12 protein-coding genes and 1 tRNA gene are annotated in these 20599 nt (G+C 37.5%); 2 read left to right on the plus strand and 11 right to left on the minus strand.

Annotated features, from left to right (window positions below; translation table 11 throughout):
- Positions 1 to 141: 141 nt before the first annotated feature.
- The 11 genes from uxaC to K319_RS0103610 form a co-directional block, all read right to left on the minus strand.
- Positions 142 to 1560 carry a glucuronate isomerase gene (uxaC, locus tag K319_RS0103560; protein WP_027382380.1) on the minus strand — a complete coding sequence of 473 codons (1419 nt, stop codon included), beginning with the start codon at positions 1558 to 1560 and terminating at the stop codon, positions 142 to 144.
- A gap of 146 nt (positions 1561 to 1706) precedes the next feature.
- Positions 1707 to 2522 carry an SDR family oxidoreductase gene (locus K319_RS0103565; RefSeq protein ID WP_027382381.1) on the minus strand — a complete coding sequence of 272 codons (816 nt, stop codon included), beginning with the start codon at positions 2520 to 2522 and terminating at the stop codon, positions 1707 to 1709.
- A 184-nt stretch (positions 2523 to 2706) separates the two neighbouring features.
- Positions 2707 to 3876: a mannonate dehydratase gene (gene uxuA / locus K319_RS0103570; RefSeq protein WP_027382382.1), complete on the minus strand. Its 1170-nt coding sequence runs from the start codon at positions 3874 to 3876 to the stop codon at positions 2707 to 2709.
- Positions 3877 to 3966: 90 nt separating this feature from the next.
- Entirely contained in the window at positions 3967 to 5922 is a 1956-nt protein-coding gene (locus K319_RS0103575; RefSeq protein WP_027382383.1) for a RagB/SusD family nutrient uptake outer membrane protein, read from the minus strand.
- A gap of 11 nt (positions 5923 to 5933) precedes the next feature.
- Positions 5934 to 8843, minus strand: coding sequence for a SusC/RagA family TonB-linked outer membrane protein (locus K319_RS0103580; RefSeq protein WP_027382384.1), 2910 nt, complete (start codon positions 8841 to 8843; stop codon positions 5934 to 5936).
- Between the two features lie 81 nt (positions 8844 to 8924).
- On the minus strand, positions 8925 to 10253 hold the full coding sequence (xylA, locus tag K319_RS0103585) for a xylose isomerase (RefSeq protein ID WP_027382385.1): 1329 nt from the start codon (positions 10251 to 10253) through the stop codon (positions 8925 to 8927).
- Between the two features lie 111 nt (positions 10254 to 10364).
- Positions 10365 to 11849 (minus strand): xylulokinase, encoded by a 1485-nt coding sequence (locus K319_RS0103590; RefSeq protein ID WP_027382386.1) that lies wholly within the window; start codon positions 11847 to 11849, stop codon positions 10365 to 10367.
- 18 nt (positions 11850 to 11867) lie between these two features.
- Positions 11868 to 12593, minus strand: coding sequence for an NUDIX hydrolase (locus K319_RS0103595; RefSeq protein WP_027382387.1), 726 nt, complete (start codon positions 12591 to 12593; stop codon positions 11868 to 11870).
- A gap of 726 nt (positions 12594 to 13319) precedes the next feature.
- Positions 13320 to 13393, minus strand: a tRNA-Arg gene (locus K319_RS0103600).
- Between the two features lie 59 nt (positions 13394 to 13452).
- Entirely contained in the window at positions 13453 to 15225 is a 1773-nt protein-coding gene (locus K319_RS0103605; RefSeq protein WP_027382388.1) for a TonB-dependent receptor, read from the minus strand.
- 194 nt (positions 15226 to 15419) lie between these two features.
- Complete coding sequence (locus tag K319_RS0103610) at positions 15420 to 18389, minus strand: tetratricopeptide repeat protein (RefSeq protein ID WP_027382389.1); 2970 nt, start codon at positions 18387 to 18389, stop codon at positions 15420 to 15422.
- 198 nt (positions 18390 to 18587) lie between these two features.
- Here K319_RS0103610 and K319_RS0103615 point away from each other — a divergent pair, with 198 nt between their 5' ends.
- Both K319_RS0103615 and K319_RS0103620 read left to right on the plus strand, forming a co-directional pair.
- Positions 18588 to 20273, plus strand: a complete 1686-nt coding sequence (locus K319_RS0103615; protein WP_027382390.1) for an APC family permease — start codon at positions 18588 to 18590, stop codon at positions 20271 to 20273.
- Positions 20260 to 20577, plus strand: a complete 318-nt coding sequence (locus K319_RS0103620) for a DUF962 domain-containing protein (protein WP_027382391.1) — start codon at positions 20260 to 20262, stop codon at positions 20575 to 20577. The genes K319_RS0103615 and K319_RS0103620 overlap by 14 nt, the downstream gene beginning before the upstream one ends.
- Positions 20578 to 20599 lie beyond the last annotated feature (22 nt).

Consider the following 20599-nt stretch of genomic DNA (forward strand, 5'->3'; position numbering starts at 1 on the left):
CTTCGGGTTCTAAATTCATTTACATAAATCCCACAGGTTACACCTGCGGCTATTATATTGAACCCTCGGGTTCTGTGAAATATTATTTTAGTTTAATAGGACTTCATCCTATTCTTTATTAATTCTTCCCTTCAGGACTTTTCATATTTCAAAGTAATTTTTCGCATTATAATAACAGATATCCTGAATGATTTTTCCAACCCATTTTTCGTCATCGGGAATAAGACCTTTTTCCATCTCGCTTCCGAACATATTACAAAGCAATCGTCTGAAATATTCGTGTCTCGAGAATGACAAAAAACTTCTGGAATCGGTCAGCATTCCGATAAATGTGCTGATAAGTCCAATATTGGAAAGCGTGTTCATCTGCTTCTGCATCCCATCCAGCTGGTCCAGAAACCACCAGGCGGCGCCGAACTGTACTTTTGACTTGATTCCGGATTCGTTGAAATTGCCTGCAAGAGATGCCAGAACTTCATTATAAACCGGGTTCAGATTATAAATAATTGTTTTTGCAAGCTCGCCTTTGGAATTGAGCTCGTCAAAAAGAACGCTCATTCTTTGTGCAAAATATTGTTCTCCAATCGCATCAAAACCGGTATTTGCTCCGATATTTTTCAGCATCAGTGAATTGTTATTTCTGGTTGCGCCAACGTGAAACTGCTGAACCCAGCCTTTATCAGAATACATTTTGCAGAGCTCTTTCAAAAGAAATCCACAAAGCGCATCCGGATTGGAAAATGTAAGTTGGTTACCTTTTAGAAATTCTGAAAATTCTTTTTCTAAATCCGAATTCCATCGGGTCGTGTCAGGAAAATATTCGAAGCCGTGGTCTGAAACTTTTGCGCCAATCTCATCAAAGTAATTGATTCGGGATTCAAGTGCGTTTAGTAAATCTGAAACCGAATTAATATTGATTCCTGAAGCTTTTTCAAGTTTTTTAATATTGAGAATATAAGAATCGGAATCAATAATGTTGATGTAAACATCCGGACGAAAGCTTGGTAAAACCGTTGTATTAAAGTTACTTGCTTTTAATTCTTTATGATAATCCAGATTGTCAGCCGGGTCATCTGTTGTACAAAGTGCTTCGACTTTATAATTTTTGAGCAGATTCTGTGGCGTAAATCCAGGTTGCTGTAAAACACCCTGCATCGAGCTGTAAATTTCGTCCGCATTTTTGCCAGACAAATATTCCTTAATCCCGAAAGAATTTTTGAGCTCCAGATGTGTCCAGTGAAACAAGGGATTCCGAAGCGTATAAGGAACTGTTTCTGCCCATTTTTGGAATTTTTCCTCGTCGGTTACCTGTCCGGAAATGAATCGCTCGTCAATCCCAAAATTCCGCATCGCACGCCATTTGTAATGGTCGCCATCCAGCCAAATCGCTGTCGGAGAACGGAAATTCTGATTATCTGAAATGACCTGAGGCTCCAGATGATTGTGATAATCGATAATCGGCATTCCTTCCGCATAGCCAAAATAGAGATTCTCCGCCTTTGCCGATTCCAGCAAAAATGATTCTCCGAAAATTCCTTTATTTTTAATGGAATGATTCATTATTCAATTTTTTTAAATCAAATCTCTATTGATTCAGATAAGATTTATTTTATCTTTATTATAAGAAAATCGTTAAAAACAAGACCTTAAACTATGAGAAAATTATTAAGGCCTTGCTCACTATATAAAGAAAATAATATTCAATTTTAAACGCCACTGAATGCACTGAAACCACCATCAACAGGTATTAAAGCTCCGGTAATGAAGCTTGCGGCATCTGAGCAGAGAAACTGTACGGCTCCATTCAGTTCTTCCACTTCTCCGAATCTTTGCATCGGTGTTTTGGCAATCACTTTTTTGCTTCTATCTGTCAAAGAACCATCCGGATGCAGTAAAATAGCACGATTTTGGTCACCAATGAAAAACCCGGGCGCAACAGCATTTACACGGATTTTGTCCCCGAATTTCAGTGCCAAATCCGAAGCCAGCCATTGGGTAAAATTGGTAATTGCCGACTTCGCTGCCGAATATCCGGCTACTCTTGTAATCGCCGAATAAGCGGCCATTGAAGAAATATTAACAATGCTTCCGCTTCCCTGCTCCGCCATTACTTTCCCGAAAACATAGCTTGGATAAACGGTTCCGTTGATGTTGAGATCAGTGACCTCATCCCATCCTTCCATATTCATATCGAAAAAAGATTGTTCAGGAGATAAAGTTGCCGTGGGAATATTTCCGCCCGCAATGTTCAGCAGAATGTCTATTTTGCCATACTTTTCGATGATTTTTTTAGAAGCAGCTTCGAGGCTTTCGATGTTCATTACATTGGCTTCTACGGCAAATGCGTCACCACCCAAATTGGCCAGTTCTTTTACACGAGCATCCAAAGTTTCCTGATTTCTGCCTACTGCAACAATTTTTGCCCCAGCCTCGATAAAACTTTTTGCCAAACTTCCACCCAAAACGCCGGAAGCGCCTGTGATGACCGCTACTTTATCTTTTATGCTGAATATTTCGTTCATTATAATATTAATGATAATTGATATTGAACCCTTCGGGTTCCTTTTGTATTAATTTTATTTTTTCTCATAGATTTTACCTACGGCTATTCATATTGAACCCTTCGGGTTCGTTGGAAATTACATCCGATTTTTTCCATAGGTTGCTCCTACGGCTACTGATATTGAATCCTTCGGATTCTTTCTTTTAATTTGATTCAGAATTGACAGCTGCCATAACGCCTTCTATTTGTCCTAGAGCCAACATTCTTCCTAAGAAAGAATAACCGGGATTGTAGCCTTTATCAATATCTTCCGACAAGAGTCTTCCGTGGTCTATTCTCATTGGTAAATCGGAATTTTCTTTTTCGAATACACGGATAACGTCGATTAATTTTCCCCTACCTGTTAAATGATGCGCTTCGATGAAGTCTCCGTTTTCAAAAACATTCGTACTTCTGAGGTGAACAAATTTTGTTCTGTGGGCATATTTCTGAGCTAATTTTGGAACATCATTCTGAAGATTTGCACTTAAAGAACCTGCGCAGAAAGTCAGTCCGTTGTGAGGATTATCTACTGCGTTCAAAAACCAATCGATGTCGTCTTCATTGGTTACGATTCTTGGTAAACCAAGCAATGCAAATGGCGGATCGTCTGGATGGACACACATTTGAATATTCCATTCTTCGCAAACCGGCATTATTTTTTCGAGGAAATATTTTAAATTTTCACGAAGCTGATCTTTATCTATTCCATCGTATAATGCTAATAAATTTTTGAATTTTTCTACAGGATTCAATTCGCCTTCTTTAATATTTCCATTAACGAATCCTTGTGTCTTTACAATAACTGAGTCTATCAAATCATTGTTATCCGCTTCTGTCAGAGTATTTTTTAATTCCTCAACTTTTTTAAGAATTTCAGACGTATAATCGTTTTCTGCTCCATCTCTTTTGAGAATATGGATTTCGAAATAGGCAAATCTCGCTTTATCAAAATACAATGACGATGAACCGTCTTCCCATTCATAGAAAAGGTCTGTCCTTGCCCAATCGAGAACCGGCATAAAGTTGTAACAAACTGTTGTAACGCCTGCTTTACCAAGATTTTCGAGACTTTTGATATAATTTTGTATTAAAAAATCACGGTCTTCACCACCGTATTTGATTGCTTCGCTCACTGGCAGGCTTTCCACCACAGACCAGCGAAGCCCGTAACTTTCTATATAGTTTTTGTAATCATTAATAGCCTCCAAACTCCAGATTTCTCCGTTCGGAACATCGTGCAATGCGGAAACAATGCCTTCCACACCAATCTGTCGAAGCGTTTGTAATTTTATTTTATCATTCTTCCCAAACCAACGCCATGTTTTTTCCATAATATATATTTTTAAATCATCAAACAAAGCAGGCGTATTTTCACGCCTACTTTGCTAATGATTGATATGAATGTGAAATTATTAAATTAATTAATAGCCAGGATTCTGGTATTTTGCTTTTTCTTCAGCAGAGACCTCCATCGCATCCAATTGACTTTGAGGAATTGGTCTCAAATAATGAAACTTCTGTATATTTCTATTGACGGTTTGTGGCGTGTGATCACTGTATGACACACCTCCAATCTGATAGGTTGCGCCGTATTCTTCCCATTTCTGAGTACGAACTAAATCATACCATCTGTAGAACTCGCCATAGTATTCTCTTGATCTTTCAGCCAAAATGTAATCAATTGTTATAACAGAAGGTGTTGCCGCCACCATAGCTGCACTATTATCGGCAGATACTTGTAAATTTTGAGCATTATTAAATTTCCATTTCCCAGCACGTGCTCTTATTACATTAATTAGATCTCTGGCTGACATAGATCCCGAAGCTCCTTTTACAGCAGCTTCAGCGGCTATAAAATAGAATTCTGAGAATTTAGCTACATTAAATGGACGCGTAAGACCTGCATTAGGATAACCTAAACCGTTCGGATCATCTGTACGATAAGTTCCTATTTTCCATAATCCCGGATACACTATTCTGTTAACAGCGCTAGGTGCCACTACCCAATCCGCTCTGCCAGGTAATGTTCCTGCTCCGACACCACTTTGAACTGCCCCGGTAGGATAAGTAACCGTTTGTGAATCATCGGTTAGAAATGTAAGAATTGCGCCTCCTGGCTGTACTGGTAAGTTGTTAGCATTATATAAAACTGGCACAGATGTAAGTCCCGTTCCATTTTTTTGCCAATTACCTCTATATGTCGTTACGAAGGTACCATCATATCTTGAATCATTCGTTTTATCTGCGAAAGTATTTTTGAGAACACCAAGCGTCGGACACATACGAACCCAAGGTCTGCCAAGCGGTTGAGCCGCTTCACGCTGTACAGAGCTAACTACATCGGAACCAGCCCAAGCTGTCGTCTTGCTACTTTTGATAGCTGTATAATTCCATGTTTGCATCCAAGCAGCAAAGTTATCAGGTGACCAACCGGAACCAAATCCTACAGGATCACTTTCGTTATAATAAGTACTCGAAACCGTATGATCTGCATATAACATACATTCGCTGTTACGGTCATTGGAGCCAACATTCACATCATAAAACGTAGGCTGGAGCGAATATGGTCCGGGAGCTGATATTCCGGCCATCGCAACATCGTAAGCCTGCTGAAAATACCATTGAGCATTGTGACCATTGGGATCAGTTCTTGGGGTCTCAGGATAAGTTGGAATATTATTGGGATTTTCTAGCCACCAACCATAAGTTAAGTAAGCTTTGGCCAAAAATAACCTTGCCACATTTTTTGTGACTCCTCCCGTTACGCGAGGTGAGGTTGGAAGATTTTCAATAGCTTTTAAAAAATCTGGAAAAATGGATTTTGTATAAACTTCTGTTACAGTATTTCTGGTCGAAGTTGTTACAGGCAATGTATTGAACTTTAATTCTCCCGCACCTAAATCCAGTGGAACACCTCCGTAGGTCTGTACTAACATAAAATAGTCAAATCCTCTGAAAAATCTAGCTTCGGAAATCATTGATTCAGCTATCCCAAAACCAGGACCTTTTTCAATGATACCATTGGCTGTATTAATATATGGAAATACCGATCCCCAGACCATACTTGTTGGGAAAGTGTTGGAATTGATATTCCCTTGTCCCGACATATCTAATTCTTTGAAATTGCCATCGGCACTTTGAGCCCAAGTCGATTCATCGGTACCGTTTTGACAATTACTCATAAAATAACCATTGCCATAAAGCGTACGCAATTGTCTGTATAAAGATGTAAAACTCTGATTAATTCCGTCTGGAGTACTGAAATAATCAACAGTATAGACTGATCTTGGTTGCTCATCCAGTATCTCATTACATCCTGTAAATGTTAGTGATAAGAAGATTGCTCCTAATATCACTTTTTTATTAAATTTTATCATGATTGCACGTTTTAAAAAGTTAAATTAAGTCCCATTAGATAATTTCTTGTAGAAGGGTTATTTGTTCCTATAATAAGCTGTCTTGCTTGATAACCACTAACCGCTTGATTTTGATCACCAACGGAATTTGGTTCCGGATCCATTCCAGAAAATTTATGATACGGCGAGAACAAGACTACTGGATTCGTAACAGTAACGTAAATTTTTAAACTATTTATTTTTAAATCATCCAAAAATTTGTTATCGATATTATAACCTAATGTTATTGTACGAAGCTTAAGATATGATGCGTCAAACATTGCAAGCGTAGATGAGTATTTAGGGTTATCACCACTTAAATGTCTACCAGGACGAGGGAAGTAAGCATTTGTATTTTCTTCAGTCCAATAATCAACGTCTACGTTGTTACCTCTACCTGTAAGTCTGTTAAGATAACTTGCGGAACCATATAAAGAACTGACAAGAATTCCTCCGTGTTGAAAAGCCCCTACAGTGCTTAATTCAAAGTTTTTGTACGAAAAACGCATATTAAAACCTCCTTGCCAATCCGGAGCTGTGTCAAAAACTTGTCTATCATCTGCATTAATCGCTCTGACTGGCGTACCATCAGGGTTATATCCTCCTGTATAAAGAACTTTGATGGAACCAATTACATCCGCTGCACTCCCTGGTTCTAAAATATTTTGGTATGGATCTCCTGCTTGCCAAAGTCCTATATATTGATAATCATAAAGTGAATTGATATTATGTCCTACAAACCACAAGTTATTAACATCACGCTGAGTTCCTGAAGCAAGCGATAATATTTTATTCTTATTAGTATAGAAATTAACTCCTGCATCCCAAGAAAAACCATCTGGGTTATTAATGATAACACCATTTAAGCTTACTTCAAAACCTTTGTTTTCTGTTTCCGCTACATTGGAAACAATAGAGCCAATAGCCGTTGATGAAGGAAGATTCTTTTGTGTTAAAAGATCATATGTATGAGTTTTGTAGTATTCAATACTTCCGGTAATTCTATTATTAAGAACAGCAAAATCTACTCCATAATTTTGTGTTTTAGAATATTCCCATCCTAGATTAGGATTGGGTGCCTGACTAACGTATACTCCTGTACTATTGGTACTTCCAAAATTGTATGGAGTTACGGTAAGTGCTCCTAAAGTTGAGTAAGGATTAACCGCTTGATTTGATGTCTGTCCCCAGCCAGCTCTAAATTTTAGAAGATTGAGAGCACTGATATTTTTCATGAATGATTCATTGGTTACATTCCAACCTAAAGATATTGCAGGATAAGTATGCCACTTATTACCAGGTGCAAGTCTCGATGATCCATCAGCACGGAGAGTTGCCGTCAACATATATTTATTGTCAAATGTATACATAACTCTTCCCATTGCCGAAAGCAAACCAGTCTGCCAATATGTTTGATCTTCGGGTCTTACAGTAATATCTGCCTGTGGTGACTGTCCTAAATTGTAGTATTGAAAAAAATCCGCAGGAACATTTTTTGCGCTCATATAGGAACTTGTGTATCTATTACCCTCTGCAGAATACAATCCAACCGCATTGATTTTATGCTTACCAAAAGTACGATCATAGGTAAGCAAATTTTCCAACACCCAATGGTAGGTTTGATTATTTCCTCTTCCTGCAGATGATGGACCTTGTGCATTTGTATTAAAAACACCAACACCCGTATAATTACCACTGTTTGATGTGCGATAATCTAATCCTACATTTAATCTATATTTAAGCCCATTTAAAGGAAGATTCACTTCACCATACAGATTATTATATGAAGCAAAAGATTTTGTTTCATCAATATATTTGTCGCCCAGGCCTTGCAAAGTTTTACGTGTATAAATCCATGTTTGGTCAATGCCTCCAGCTGTAGTCATTACTCTTTTAAAGCTACCGTCGGCATTATATGGATTAGCAATAGGTGAATAACCCAATACAGCTCCAGGATTTACTCCATTTCCTTCAGATTTGGAAAAATTGGTATTTGAGGTCACACCAAACTTAAAAACTTTTCCTACCTGCTGATCGATAGCCATACGCAAAGCAAATCTTTCATAATTCTGCAGTGGAATTAATGCATCTTGTTTAAAATATGATAGCCCTACATTGTAATTTCCGCCGTCTGTTCCACCAGATACACCTACATCATGGTTAGTAATCATCGCTGGCTTATAATATAATTTTTGCCAATCTATATTATTACTAGCAGATTCATCCCCGTTAGTTGCGTATAGAGGTGATGTTGTTGTCTGGTTACCTGTAGGTGCGGGTGTGGCATAGGCTCTCAACTTTGCAAACTGAGGACCGTCCATCATGGGATACTTTGAAAATAAAGTCTGAACACCTGTAAAAGAATTATAGCTAAATCTTGGTTTTTGGCCTTTAGTCCCTCTATTAGTTGTTACCAATATTACCCCATTAGCTCCTCTGGAACCATAAATTGCTGTCGCCGAAGCATCTTTCAAAATATCAATACTTTTAATATCACTGGAACTGATATCGCCCAATGAACCTACAAAAGGGATTCCGTCCAAAACTATCAATGGATTATTGTCTCCCGTTAATGATCTTGTACCTCTGATACGGATTTGCATTGTAGCACCTGGTTTTGTTGAATTCTGAGAAATATCAACACCAGCTGTTCTTCCTTGTAATGCCTGTGTAATGTTGGCTGATGGTACTTCTCTAAGCGCATCTCCCTTCACCGTAGCAACAGATCCTGTCACTGATTCCTTTCTCTGAGTTCCATATCCAATAACAACAACCTCCTCAATCTGCTTTTCTTTTGTAACAGTATCCTTTCTACTCTGCGAGTAAACTAGACCTGATGGTAATAGAGTCATTGCGAAAAACAATGCCGCTCTATTGGTTTTACTTAAATGAAATAGATTCATAATTATTATTTTTAAAGTTAGTTTGATAAGAAAGTTTCGGTTCCCTTTGTTGAGATTGGCGCAACTCTCTTATATATTTTTTTAGATATACATATTAACAATAGCTTCGAAAAGTTCCTGTTTCCCACTTTTCGGCATTGGTTCTCCTGACTCGTGGGCAATCTTCTGAAGGTCTTCCAATGTTAGTGTTCCTTCTTCAAAAGCTTTCCCATTTCCATTGTCAAATGATGAATATCTCTCGTTTCTCAGTTTGTTGTAATCAGAATTCTCAAGAATGTCTGCTGCTACTAATAGCCCTTTTGCAAAAGCATCCATTCCGGAAACGTGTGCAATGAAAAGGTCTTCTGCATCTGTAGAGTTACGACGGATCTTCGCATCGAAGTTAACGCCTCCTCTTCCCAAACCACCAGCAGGCAGAAGTACCAGCCAAGCCTGGATCATCTCGTAATAATCAACCGGGAACTGGTCTGTGTCCCAACCATTCTGATAATCGCCTCTGTTGGCATCAATGCTTCCCAACATCCCTGCATCTACAGCTGCCTGAAGCTCGTGCTCGAAGGTATGGCCTGCCAAAGTAGCATGATTGACCTCAAGATTCAGTTTGAAATCTTTGTCAAGACCGTAATGTCTTAAGAATCCTATGACTGTTTCTGCATCATAGTCGTACTGATGTTTTGTTGGTTCCATTGGCTTTGGTTCGATCAGGAACGTACCTGTGAATCCTTGTTTTCTTGCATAATCCCTTGACATAGTCAGGAATTGGGCAAGGTGGTCCTTTTCACGTTTCATGTCGGTATTCAGAAGACTCATATAACCTTCTCTTCCACCCCAGAAAACATAATTTTCCCCACCAAGCGCAATGGTTGCATCGATAGAATTTTTAACCTGAGTTCCTGCGCAGGCAACAACGTCGAAATTCGGATTAGTGGATGCTCCGTTCATATATCTCTCGTGAGTAAAAACGTTGGCAGTTCCCCAAAGCAACTTGATTCCTGTTTCCTGCTGTTTCTCCTTGGCATAATCTACAACAGCCTGAAGATTTTTCTCATAGTCTCTCCAATTGTCTGCAGGGTCTACAAGGTCAATGTCATGAAAGCAATAAAAATTGAAACCCATTTTCTGCATAAACTCAAAACCTGCATCCATTTTGTGCTTTGCTCTGCTCACAGCGTCCGTTCCTATATCCCACGGGTGATGGATAGTTGGTCCGCCGAACGGATCGCTACCATTTGCACATAGTGTATGCCACCAAGCCATCGCAAAGCGTGTCCAGTCTTTCATAGGTTTTCCCATCACAACCCTGTCTGCATCATAATAGCGGAATGCCAATGGATTTCTGCTTTCTTTTCCTTCAAATTTGATTTTGTCGATACCTGTAAAAAACTCTTTTGTACCTGTTAAAGTGTTCATTCTTTTTTATATTTATTTTTTAATTATTCTTGATTTTGACATAAAATCTCCCTTCCTCACTGATTTTTTAACATCAATAAGTTAATTGTTAATTTTTCTTTCTAGTGGGAGTTAAACTATTTCGTTAAGATGATTCTTCCATCTTGCATAGGCTTCTAAATATTGTTCTCGCTTCTCGTGTTCCGGTTCTATAACTGCAATTTTTTCTAGTGATGAAAAGGCCTCGGCAGAATCTGAATAAAATCCGATACCTATTCCCGCAGCTCTTGCTGCCCCTACAGCACCGTCCGTATCATAAAGTTCAATGATGGCATTGCTCACACTGGAAAGTGTCTGGCGGAAAATCGAGCTTAGAAACATATTGGCATTTCCTGCACGGATCACATTGATATCCATCCCGATATGCCTCATAATGTCCATTCCATATTCATAGGAAAAAACGATCCCTTCCTGAGCGGCACGCAAAATGTCCCCTTTCGCATGGATATTGAAGTTGATACCATGAATGGAGCAGCTTGTATCCTTATTCTCCAAAACTCTTTCTGCTCCATTTCCGAAAGGAATAATGCTAAGTCCTTTTGACCCGATCGGTGAGAGTGATGCCATATCATTCATATCACCATAAGATGCGAGCGATGTCGCAAAGTTATGCTTCAGCCAGGAGTTCAGAATCCCTGTTCCGTTGATGCAAAGCAACACACCTAATCTTGTCAGTTCTTCTGTATAGTTTACGTGGGCGAAAGTGTTGACCCTGGAAAGCCTGTCATAATCAAGCTTATCCAAAACACCATAAACCACACCTGAGGTTCCTGCCGTAGAAGCGATCTCTCCCGGATTGAAAACATTAAGAGAAAGTGCGTTATTCGGCTGGTCGCCTGCTCTGTAAGAAATCGGTGTCCCTTCCTTCAGTCCCAGTTCCTGCGCTGCAGCTGCAGAAACCGTTGCCTGAATCCCGAAAGTCGGCACAATATCTGGAAAAAAGCTTTTCGGAATTCCGTAATAATTGATGACATCCTCGGAGATGCAGTTATTTTTAAAATCCCAGAAAATCCCTTCAGACAAACCTTCAATTGTCATTCCTATATCACCAGAAAGTCTCATTGCAATATAATCTCCGGGAAGCATTATCTTATCTATTTTCGCAAATAGTTCTGGTTCATTGTCCTTTACCCAAGCCAATTTTGAAGCGGTAAAATTACCTGGGGAATTCAGCAAATGTGACAGACATTTTTCTTCTCCTATTTCTTTAAAAGCCTTTTCACCATAGGGAACGGCGCGGCTATCGCACCAGATGATGGATGGTCTGAGAAGATTCTGGTCTTTATCTACCATAATGAGTCCGTGCATCTGCCAGGTAATACCAATGCCCTTGATGTCTTCTGCGTGTACTCCGGATTCGTGCATTACAGCTTCATGCGCCAATTTGAGGTTTGTCCACCAATCGACAGGATTCTGCTCTGCCCAGCCCGGATTGATGGCTGTGATTTTCATCTCTTTTTTCGGAGAAAATTCGGACGCTACAACTTTTCCGCTGGATGCCTCTATGAGACAAACTTTTACAGAAGAACTGCCTATGTCATAACCTAATAAGTACATAATTTCTTTAAAAGTTTTTTATTTTATGAGCTTGGTATTATTTTTCTTATAAACCTTGGCATCAAACTTATAATACCTTGCAGCGCGATGCGAAACATTGGTCTCTATCTCATCCAGCGGAATAATGTAATTGAACGAAGAAATTCTTTTATGAAAATTCTTGATATCGATCTTCTTCTCACTAAGTGCACTATATAACTGATATAATTGTCTGATTGTAAATTTCTTTGGCAGCAATTCGAAAATAATGGAGAAATCCATTTCAATCCATCTTCTCACTTCAACCAAAGATTCGTTGATAATTTTATTGTGGTCAAAAGGCAGAGTCGGAATCTCATTAAAAGGAAACCAATCTACGGTATCATATTTTGAACTGTTGATCTTGTGATCGATCTTGCATAATGAGAGATAGGCCACAGTAATGATTCTGTCTATATCCTGCTTATACTCCTTCCCCATCCATTTGATATCGTTCATATTGTTAGCCCTGTCAGGATCTGCAAAACATTTGAACTGTTTAAGTACCATTTTTTTAATTCCTGTCAATTCATGAAGCACTCGTTCTGCAGCATCATCCACGTCCTCATCGCTGAATATTAAACTCCCGGGCAGCTTTCTTTGTCTTTCAACAGGAATATCATCTACATGACGCTGAACCAATAAAATGTTCAATCGGTTCTCATAATCGAAACCAAAAACAACACAATCTACAGATACATAAGTATGAATAAAATTTGGACTCATTAACGTGTTAACATTTATGTAACATTACAAATATAAAAATTCAGTTGAATAAAAAAAATAATTTTTACATTACATACTGCTTATCAATAATTTACATATCGATTTTTTATGATATCATATGTATAATATTTATGATAAGCTTATCATAAAATAAATACTTAGATAAATTGTAAGATGTGAGTTAACAAACAATTAGTAAAATGTACCGTTAAAATTATACTGGTATTTTTTTAAGAAAATTTTATGATAAGAATCATAATAATCTGCATCAAAAAAAATAAATAAAAAGTGTAAAAAACACACTTTTAAATAAAAAAAACATTGGAATTTAATATTTTTTTTTGCTTTTTTTTCATGCAAGCAAACATAAAAATGGTTATAACGAAATTTTATAATCAAAATTTATACAAAAATGACTATTGTGAAATAGTATAAAAAATTACCTTACATCCTTATCCTATGGGACTTTAAGTTAAAAAGTTCATAATCTCGAAATTCCGTGAATTTCTAAAGCAATCAAATATTAAAGATTTCTCAACTATATATTAATGGGGAGGGTATTGAGGTTAAAAAGCCACTGTAATTCAATTTATATGAAAAATTGAATTTTGAAGAAACAGCGTTCCAATACCTATTTTAAATTCAGAAATTAATTATACTGATTAATAACGAATTAAAACTAAAAAAAAGAAAAAAGCATTTCTAAAAATGCTTTTTCCCAAAAGGTGACCTCGAAGGGATTCGAACCCCTAACCCTCGGAGCCGAAATCCGATATTCTATCCAGTTGAACTACGAGGCCGATTTTAAAAATGATAATTGATGAATTATAAATGATATAAAATCACTCATCAATTATTTTTAGAACGTAATCTTCACGCCTCCCAAAAACTGTGCTCCCAAAACTTTGTAGCCCAGATAATTCTGATATTTGGCGTTCAGCAGATTATTTCCGAGTGCGAAAATACTGAAATTTTTGTGAATTTTGTACTCTGCAGAAAGATTTAAATCCGCAAAACCTCCAACTTTCTCATTAACATTCTCTTGCATTTCAAAAGCAGGAAAGTTTGTAACCACAGAATAGGAATTCGAAGTTCTGTCCGTTACGAAATAAGCTTTAAAACCAAGGTTCAGTTTCTTTTCCAGCATTGTATATTTTGCACCAAGATTGAATTGGAATAATGGCTTATAATATACTTCTTCCAGGTTATCCAATTTGTATTTCATAAAATGCAAACCTGCGTCAACAGTCAGATTTTCCATTGGGAATGCCTGCAGATCTCCTTTTACTTCCATCAGAGTTCCGTTATCATAGATTGAACTGAAAGTATTTGCATAATCATAACCTTGTCTGTCTGCGCTAATAGTCGTATCAAACAAATTATTGTTGTAGAAAAACTGAGCGTTGTTCACTTTGCTGAATCCTGCATTAACATCATATTTGAAAGTCTGGTCAACATCGCCTTTCAAACCGAAATAAAAATGGTATTTGGTCTCAGTTGGAGTTAAAGTCAAATCAGAAATCAAGAAAGGATTTTCATCCAGAAGATTACCGTAAGTATTGAGTTTCAAACCCCCATCAACCCCTCCATAAAATTTGAATTCATCTGCAGCAGCAACCAGAACTTCTGCTTTTGGAAACCAATAGAATTTATTATTCTTTGATTCTTCGGCTATATTGCTGGAATTTTTAGAATTAAGGAAACTAAAATCAGAACCTATCAACAAATAAGAATCGCCTTTATAGAAAGTCACTTTTGGCGACAATGTAAAATTGAACTGATTATTAGTATTTTTATTCAGAATATCAAATTTGGAATTAACCGTTTCCAGATTAATTCCCAAATCCCCATTCGCTGTAATATCATCGTACACAGAAAAATCGTGCTTTGACAAATTCAATTCCGCATTCGCATAATTTTCACTGGCTCCGAAATGGTCGGTTAAGAAGTAAGATTTCACGCGAACATTATTCAGAATTTCATTGGAGTAATGGTCGTAATAACCATTCACACTGAATCTATTCACATTTTGCTGCAAATCAACATCATTATTTGAAGGCGTCAATGCATAAATTCCGTAATAATTGTAATTGTTGAAAGCATAATTAGCATCAATATTAAACTTTCCGCTTTCCGTGTAAATATTGGCAAAACCACCGATTTTTGCTTCGTTATGCTTAGAATCCCAATCGTAAACTTTTTTCAGGCCGTTTGTAGAAAGGTAATGCAAATCCGCTCCTACTTCCACATTGTCCTGCACTTTTCCGGAAACATTAGCATCGGCCAAAAACTTTCCATAATTCCCATAACCCAATCTGAAATAATTTGACTGATGATCATTGGAGAATTTCGGAGAAATGTCTTCACCCTGGATTTCGGTTGTTTTGAAATCGGAAACCGGCGGAACATTCACAATGTCATATTTCAGATTGAGCGAATCTTCCTTTTTCTTGTTATCCGGCGGATAGTTTTTTTCCTGAACAACAGATGTTTTTTTCTTCTCGATTTTCTTGACTTCAGGTTCTCGTTTTCTGTTGAGAATCAATTGCTCTTCTTTGATTTGAGCGCCTAATTCCGAGATTCCGACTGTCCCCAAAAATGCCAAAACGGCGATATATTTTAGTTTGTTCATTTAAATTTTATTTAAAATCAAATTAATCGCAAAGGCGCAATTTGTTTGGATTCAAAATTCGTTTAAAAGTCGCAAAAAAAAGATTCAAATCTTAAACTACAATTCTATCGAAGATAAAATCTTTGCGTCTCTAAACATTTTTTATTTTTAAATTTTTGCGACTTTGCGATTAAAATACAAAGCCAATATTTTACTTATTTTTTAATTTGGGCTTTCACTTCTTTCGCCTCAGCCACAATTTCCGGGAAATCGCCATAGTTGTTAATGATTTCATCCACCGTATAACTTGCCTGGTAATTATCTTTCAGCGCCAGATAATTTTTCGCCATCAGGACCAAAGCTTTTGCGCCCCAATATTCTTCTGAAGCATAATTGTTCGCCAATTTGAAAATAGTTTCATTGGACGACTTGAAGGCCTTTCCTTTATTCTGATAGAAAGCTTTCGCATATAAAGCTTCTGCCGCCACTTCTGTGTTGGAAGATTTCTCCAAAGCGGTATAAGCCGTTTGTGCATCCCTGTCTTTGCCTTGCTGCATCAGGCTCCTTGCTTTGATGACTTTCGCCTGTTCCAGAGTTGCTGCCGAATTTTTTGAATTAGCAATTACAACGTTTGCATATTTTTCAGCTTCAGCAAAGTTCTTTTCGTCCGCATAGATTTTCATCAATTCTACCGAAGTGAAGTTTTTAATCGTAACATTGGTAGAATTAGCATTCTGTTCCAGATACTTTTTCGCATCAGCAATTTTATCCTGAGCTAAATAAATCTGAGCCAATCTAACCTGCGCTTCCTGCTGATAATCGTTTTGGAAATCGGCCACATTTTGTAATGGAAGTAATGCTTTATCCGTTTGTTTTAATTGATAATAACTTTCTCCCAACTCGTACTGCGCTTTGAAAAGATTATCACCGCTTGGACTCTGGTCAAGATATTTTTCGTAGTAAGAAACTGCTTTTGCATAATCTTTTTTCGAGAAACTATCCTGTGCAAGATTAAGATTGATTTCACTGATTTCTGTTCCGGAAACATTCACATTGAGACCTTTTGCAAATTGTTCGTAACCTGCAACATCACCGGTTTTCACAAAAGCCGGTTTTGCAGCGGCTACAATTTTGTCCGCATAAGCAGTATTCTTATATTGATTCGCCAGTTGTCGAAACTCTGCAATAGCATTATCATTTTGATTTAAATCAATCAGATTCTGAGCTCTGTAAATCAGGGAATTCGCTACCAAATCCTTATCCGAACTGGATTTGATGACTTTATCAAAGTAAGAATTGGAATTGTTGAAATCATCATTCTGAGCATAAGCTGACGCAATTTCATAGTTCGCATCATCCACATATTCCGAATTAGGATATTTTGAAATCAAAGTTTTCAGTTCAGAAATCTTTGCAACCGTATCGCCTTTGAAACCTAATGCCAGAGCTTTTTGATACAACGTATAATCGCTGGCATTTTCGGTTTTATTATAAATTTCCAAAGCTTCATTCAACTGATTGTTTGCGTAATATGTATCAGCCAAACGCAATTCTGCATCCGCCTTGAATTCCTGTTTCGGGAATCTCAGATATTCCTTAAAATATTCCTGGGCCTGCGCAAAATCCTTAGACTTGAAATAAGCATAACCTAAGTCATAGTCCAATTGTTCACGTTCCGGAAAACCTTCTGCGGTTTCGTTTTCAAGTTTGGTGTAAGTTGCAATGGCAGATTTATAATCACCTTTCTGGTAGTAAGTCTGTCCTAACCAATACTGCGCTTTTTTATAAAAATCTTTATTGAGATTGAATTGAAGACTTCTTTTAAAATACGTTTCGGCGGCATCAAAATTCCCTTTATTGAATTCTTCGGAACCTAAAAGATAAGAAACCTCCTGCTCTATTTTTTTAGTCTCATTCGTTTTCTGGTCCAATTTTGAAAGTGCGTCCAGAGTTGCTTTATAGTCTCCGGAATACAAATAAGATTTAACCAGCAGTGACCTCATTTCCTGAGTTTTAGAATTCGGATATTTATCCAGATACCTCTGAATTACTTTTGAAGAGTTCTCAAATGGATTTCCTAATTCATAACTCAATTTGGCGTATTGTTCCAAAGCCAGTTGCTGAACTTTCGCATCATAATTCATCTGGGACGCATTACGATATGCTGAAAGCGCTTCTTGTTTTTGATTATTTTGCAGATAAGCATTCCCGAGTTGGTAATAAGCGTTTTGAGCCAGCGGAGATCGGCTGTTAATTAATTGATTATAATATCCTACTGCTTCGGCATTTTTACCTACCTGAGAAGAAACAAATCCCATTTCGTAAAGGTCGGTTTCTGATGGTGTCTGCTCTTTATCAAGGAATAATTTCAGGTGCGGATAGGCAGACTGATAATCACCTTTCATAAAGTAGCTCTCTCCTACTATCTTGTGGATTTCTGTATCGTAAGCAGTTGTTTTTCCGTTGTTCAGGATGTCGTTGCCTTCCGAGATGGCCAGATCATAGTTCTTCTGATTGTAATACATCTGCACATAATAAGGCTTTACCAGATGTGCATATTCCTGATTATTCTTGATTTGGTCGAAGTAAACAAATGCATTGTCATTTTGCTTGTCAGTATAATAAAGATGTCCAAGCATATAAGAAATAGCAGGCTTGCTGTTTTCGTCCGCATTTTTGTAAGATTCTTCCAGCGCTTCAATCGCTCCGGCAGAATCTCCTGTCATAAACTTGGCATAACCCAGCTTCATAATATGCTGCATGTTTTCCTCTTTGCTCAACTGATATTGATTGACTTTTTGCAATGTTTCCAGAGCTTTTTCAAAATCTTTTTTAGCCAAATAATAATCCGCCAATGGTCCGTTGGCCTGGGCAAAATAGGCCGACTTCGGATATTCTTTCATAAAAGCACTAAGACCTTCTTCTGCATATTGCTGCTGCAGAATCACACCAATCACATTGCTGAAAAACAGTGATGCTTCTTTTCTGGAACTGCTAAGACTTTTGTTGTAAAAATATTGGTTGGAATATTCGTATTGGGAAGCATTGTAAACTTTGGTGTTGTAGAGATTCTCTGCCAACCCAAAGTGATAGTCTTCTTTTTGGATGAAATATTGAGATTGTTGCGCCTCAGAGATCCCATAAATGGAAATCAAGGATGCCAGTATTACTTTTTTTGAATTCATACAGATTTTCAAAATTATTGTCGAAGCCAGAGCTGCAACAAAGTTTGTTCCTTTTTCAACGAAAATAGGGAAAAGATATTATTTGGAGGAGTTTTTAAAAGCACTTTTTGTTTGGGAAATAGTTTTATTTATTAATAAAATGTTAAAAACATCAAAATTTTATTACATTTGTTACTTTCACAAAAATTATAAACTTAAATGAGTTCACTTTTCAGAAGAAAACACTACGCAGAGAATGCAGATTCCGGACAGCTTAATAGAGTTCTTGGAACCTGGGATATTGTATTTTTTGGGATTGCTGCCATTATTGGAGCAGGAAGTTTCAGCAGTTTAGGTGAAGCTATCTTCCGCGGTGGTCCGGGCGTCATTGTTTTATATCTGATCTGTGGTTTTGCCTGTGCGTTTACCGCACTTTGTTATGCGGAATTTGCAAGCCGAATTCCCACTGCCGGAAGTGCTTACACCTACGCCTATGCCAGTTTTGGGGAATTGATTGCATGGGTCATCGGTTGGGCCTTGATAATGGAATATTCTTTTGGAAATATCTATGTTGCATTTTCCTGGTCAGATTATTTTACCAGTTTTATGGAGAGAATCGGGGTTCATATTCCGGATTATTTCACTTGTAGCTACACTGAAGCTAAAAAAGCTTTTCTTAACAATTCCAACAACGGAGAGCTTATCAACGCTTGGAAATCGGCACCAATTATCGGTGGATTGAAAATCATAGTTGACATACCGGCATTGGTAATCAATGGACTGATCACTTGGCTTTGCTACCAGGGAATCAAGGAAAGTAAGAACTTCAATAACTTTTTTGTTATTCTAAAGCTGTTCGTCATTCTTTTGGTAATTGCAGTTGGTGTAGGTTATATAAATACAGGGAATTGGTTTCCAACGACTTCTACCCCAACCTCCGGTTCTTTTATGCCCAACGGCTTTGCCGGTGTAATGTCAGCCGTTTCGGGTGTTTTCTTTGCTTATATCGGCTTTGATGCAATCTCTGTTTTATCAGAAGAAACCAAGAATCCTCAAAAAGACCTACCAAAAGGAATGCTGATTTCTCTTGGGCTTTGTACAGTTATTTATATCATTTTGACTTTAACATTAACCGGTTTGGTGGATTACAGAAAATTTGACGGAATCGGGGACCCATTATCTTTTGTATTTGATAAAACAAATCTCAATCTCCCCTGGATGGAATTCATTGTGGCGTTGATTGCGATTGTTGCGATTACGACCGTGCTTCTGGTTTTCCAAATGGGGCAGCCGAGAATCTGGATGGCAATGTCGAGAGATGGACTTTTACCTAAGAAATTCCAAGAAGTTCACAGTAAGAACAAAGTACCTTCTTTCGCAACGATTGTAACAGGTATTGTAGTCGGCGTACCTATTCTATTTACAGATAAGACCTTCATTCTCGATTTCACGAGTATAGGAACTATTTTTGCTTTTGTGTTAGTTTGCGGTGGCGTTCTGATGTTGCCTCCGAAAGAAAAGATCAAAGGAAGATTCCATTTGCCTTATATCAATGGTAAAGTATTTTTCCCATTGATATTCATTGGTGGATTGGTATTTTTCTATTTTTATCAGCCAGAATTTTTTCATAATCTGACCAATATCAGTGATTCCAACGAAGGCGAATTCCGTTTGGCAATCATTATTTTTATCATTATAAATCTGGTTCTATGTGGATTAGCTATCGTTAAAAATCTCTCGTTAATTCCTTTGATCGGTCTTAGTTCCTGTCTTTATCTTTTAACCGGAATGAGCCACGAGAATTGGTTCTGGTTTGGACTGTGGTTTGCTATAGGTTTGATAATATATTTCCTTTATGGATATAAAAACAGCAAACTAAATCAAACCAAAAATGGAATCTCCTAATAAAATAAAAACCTATAAGGAATTTTATCAGTTTTATCTTGCAGAGCACAGTAAACCACTAACCAGAGCGTTTCATTTCCTTGGGATCCTGCTAGTTTTTGTGGTTATTTTTTATGTCATACAATCTGGGAAAGAACGATTTCTTTGGTATTGCCCTATTTTCGGATATGGATTTGCTTGGTTTAGCCATGCTGTATTTGAAAGGAATACACCCGCTACATTCAAATATCCGATCTGGTCATTGGCATCAGATTTCAGATTATTTTTCGAATTATTAATAGGAAAACAAAAATTTTCAAAATAAGTATATCGCACTAATTTATTGT

Source organism: Epilithonimonas caeni DSM 17710, assembly GCF_000426465.1.
GTDB classification, from domain to species: domain Bacteria; phylum Bacteroidota; class Bacteroidia; order Flavobacteriales; family Weeksellaceae; genus Epilithonimonas; species Epilithonimonas caeni.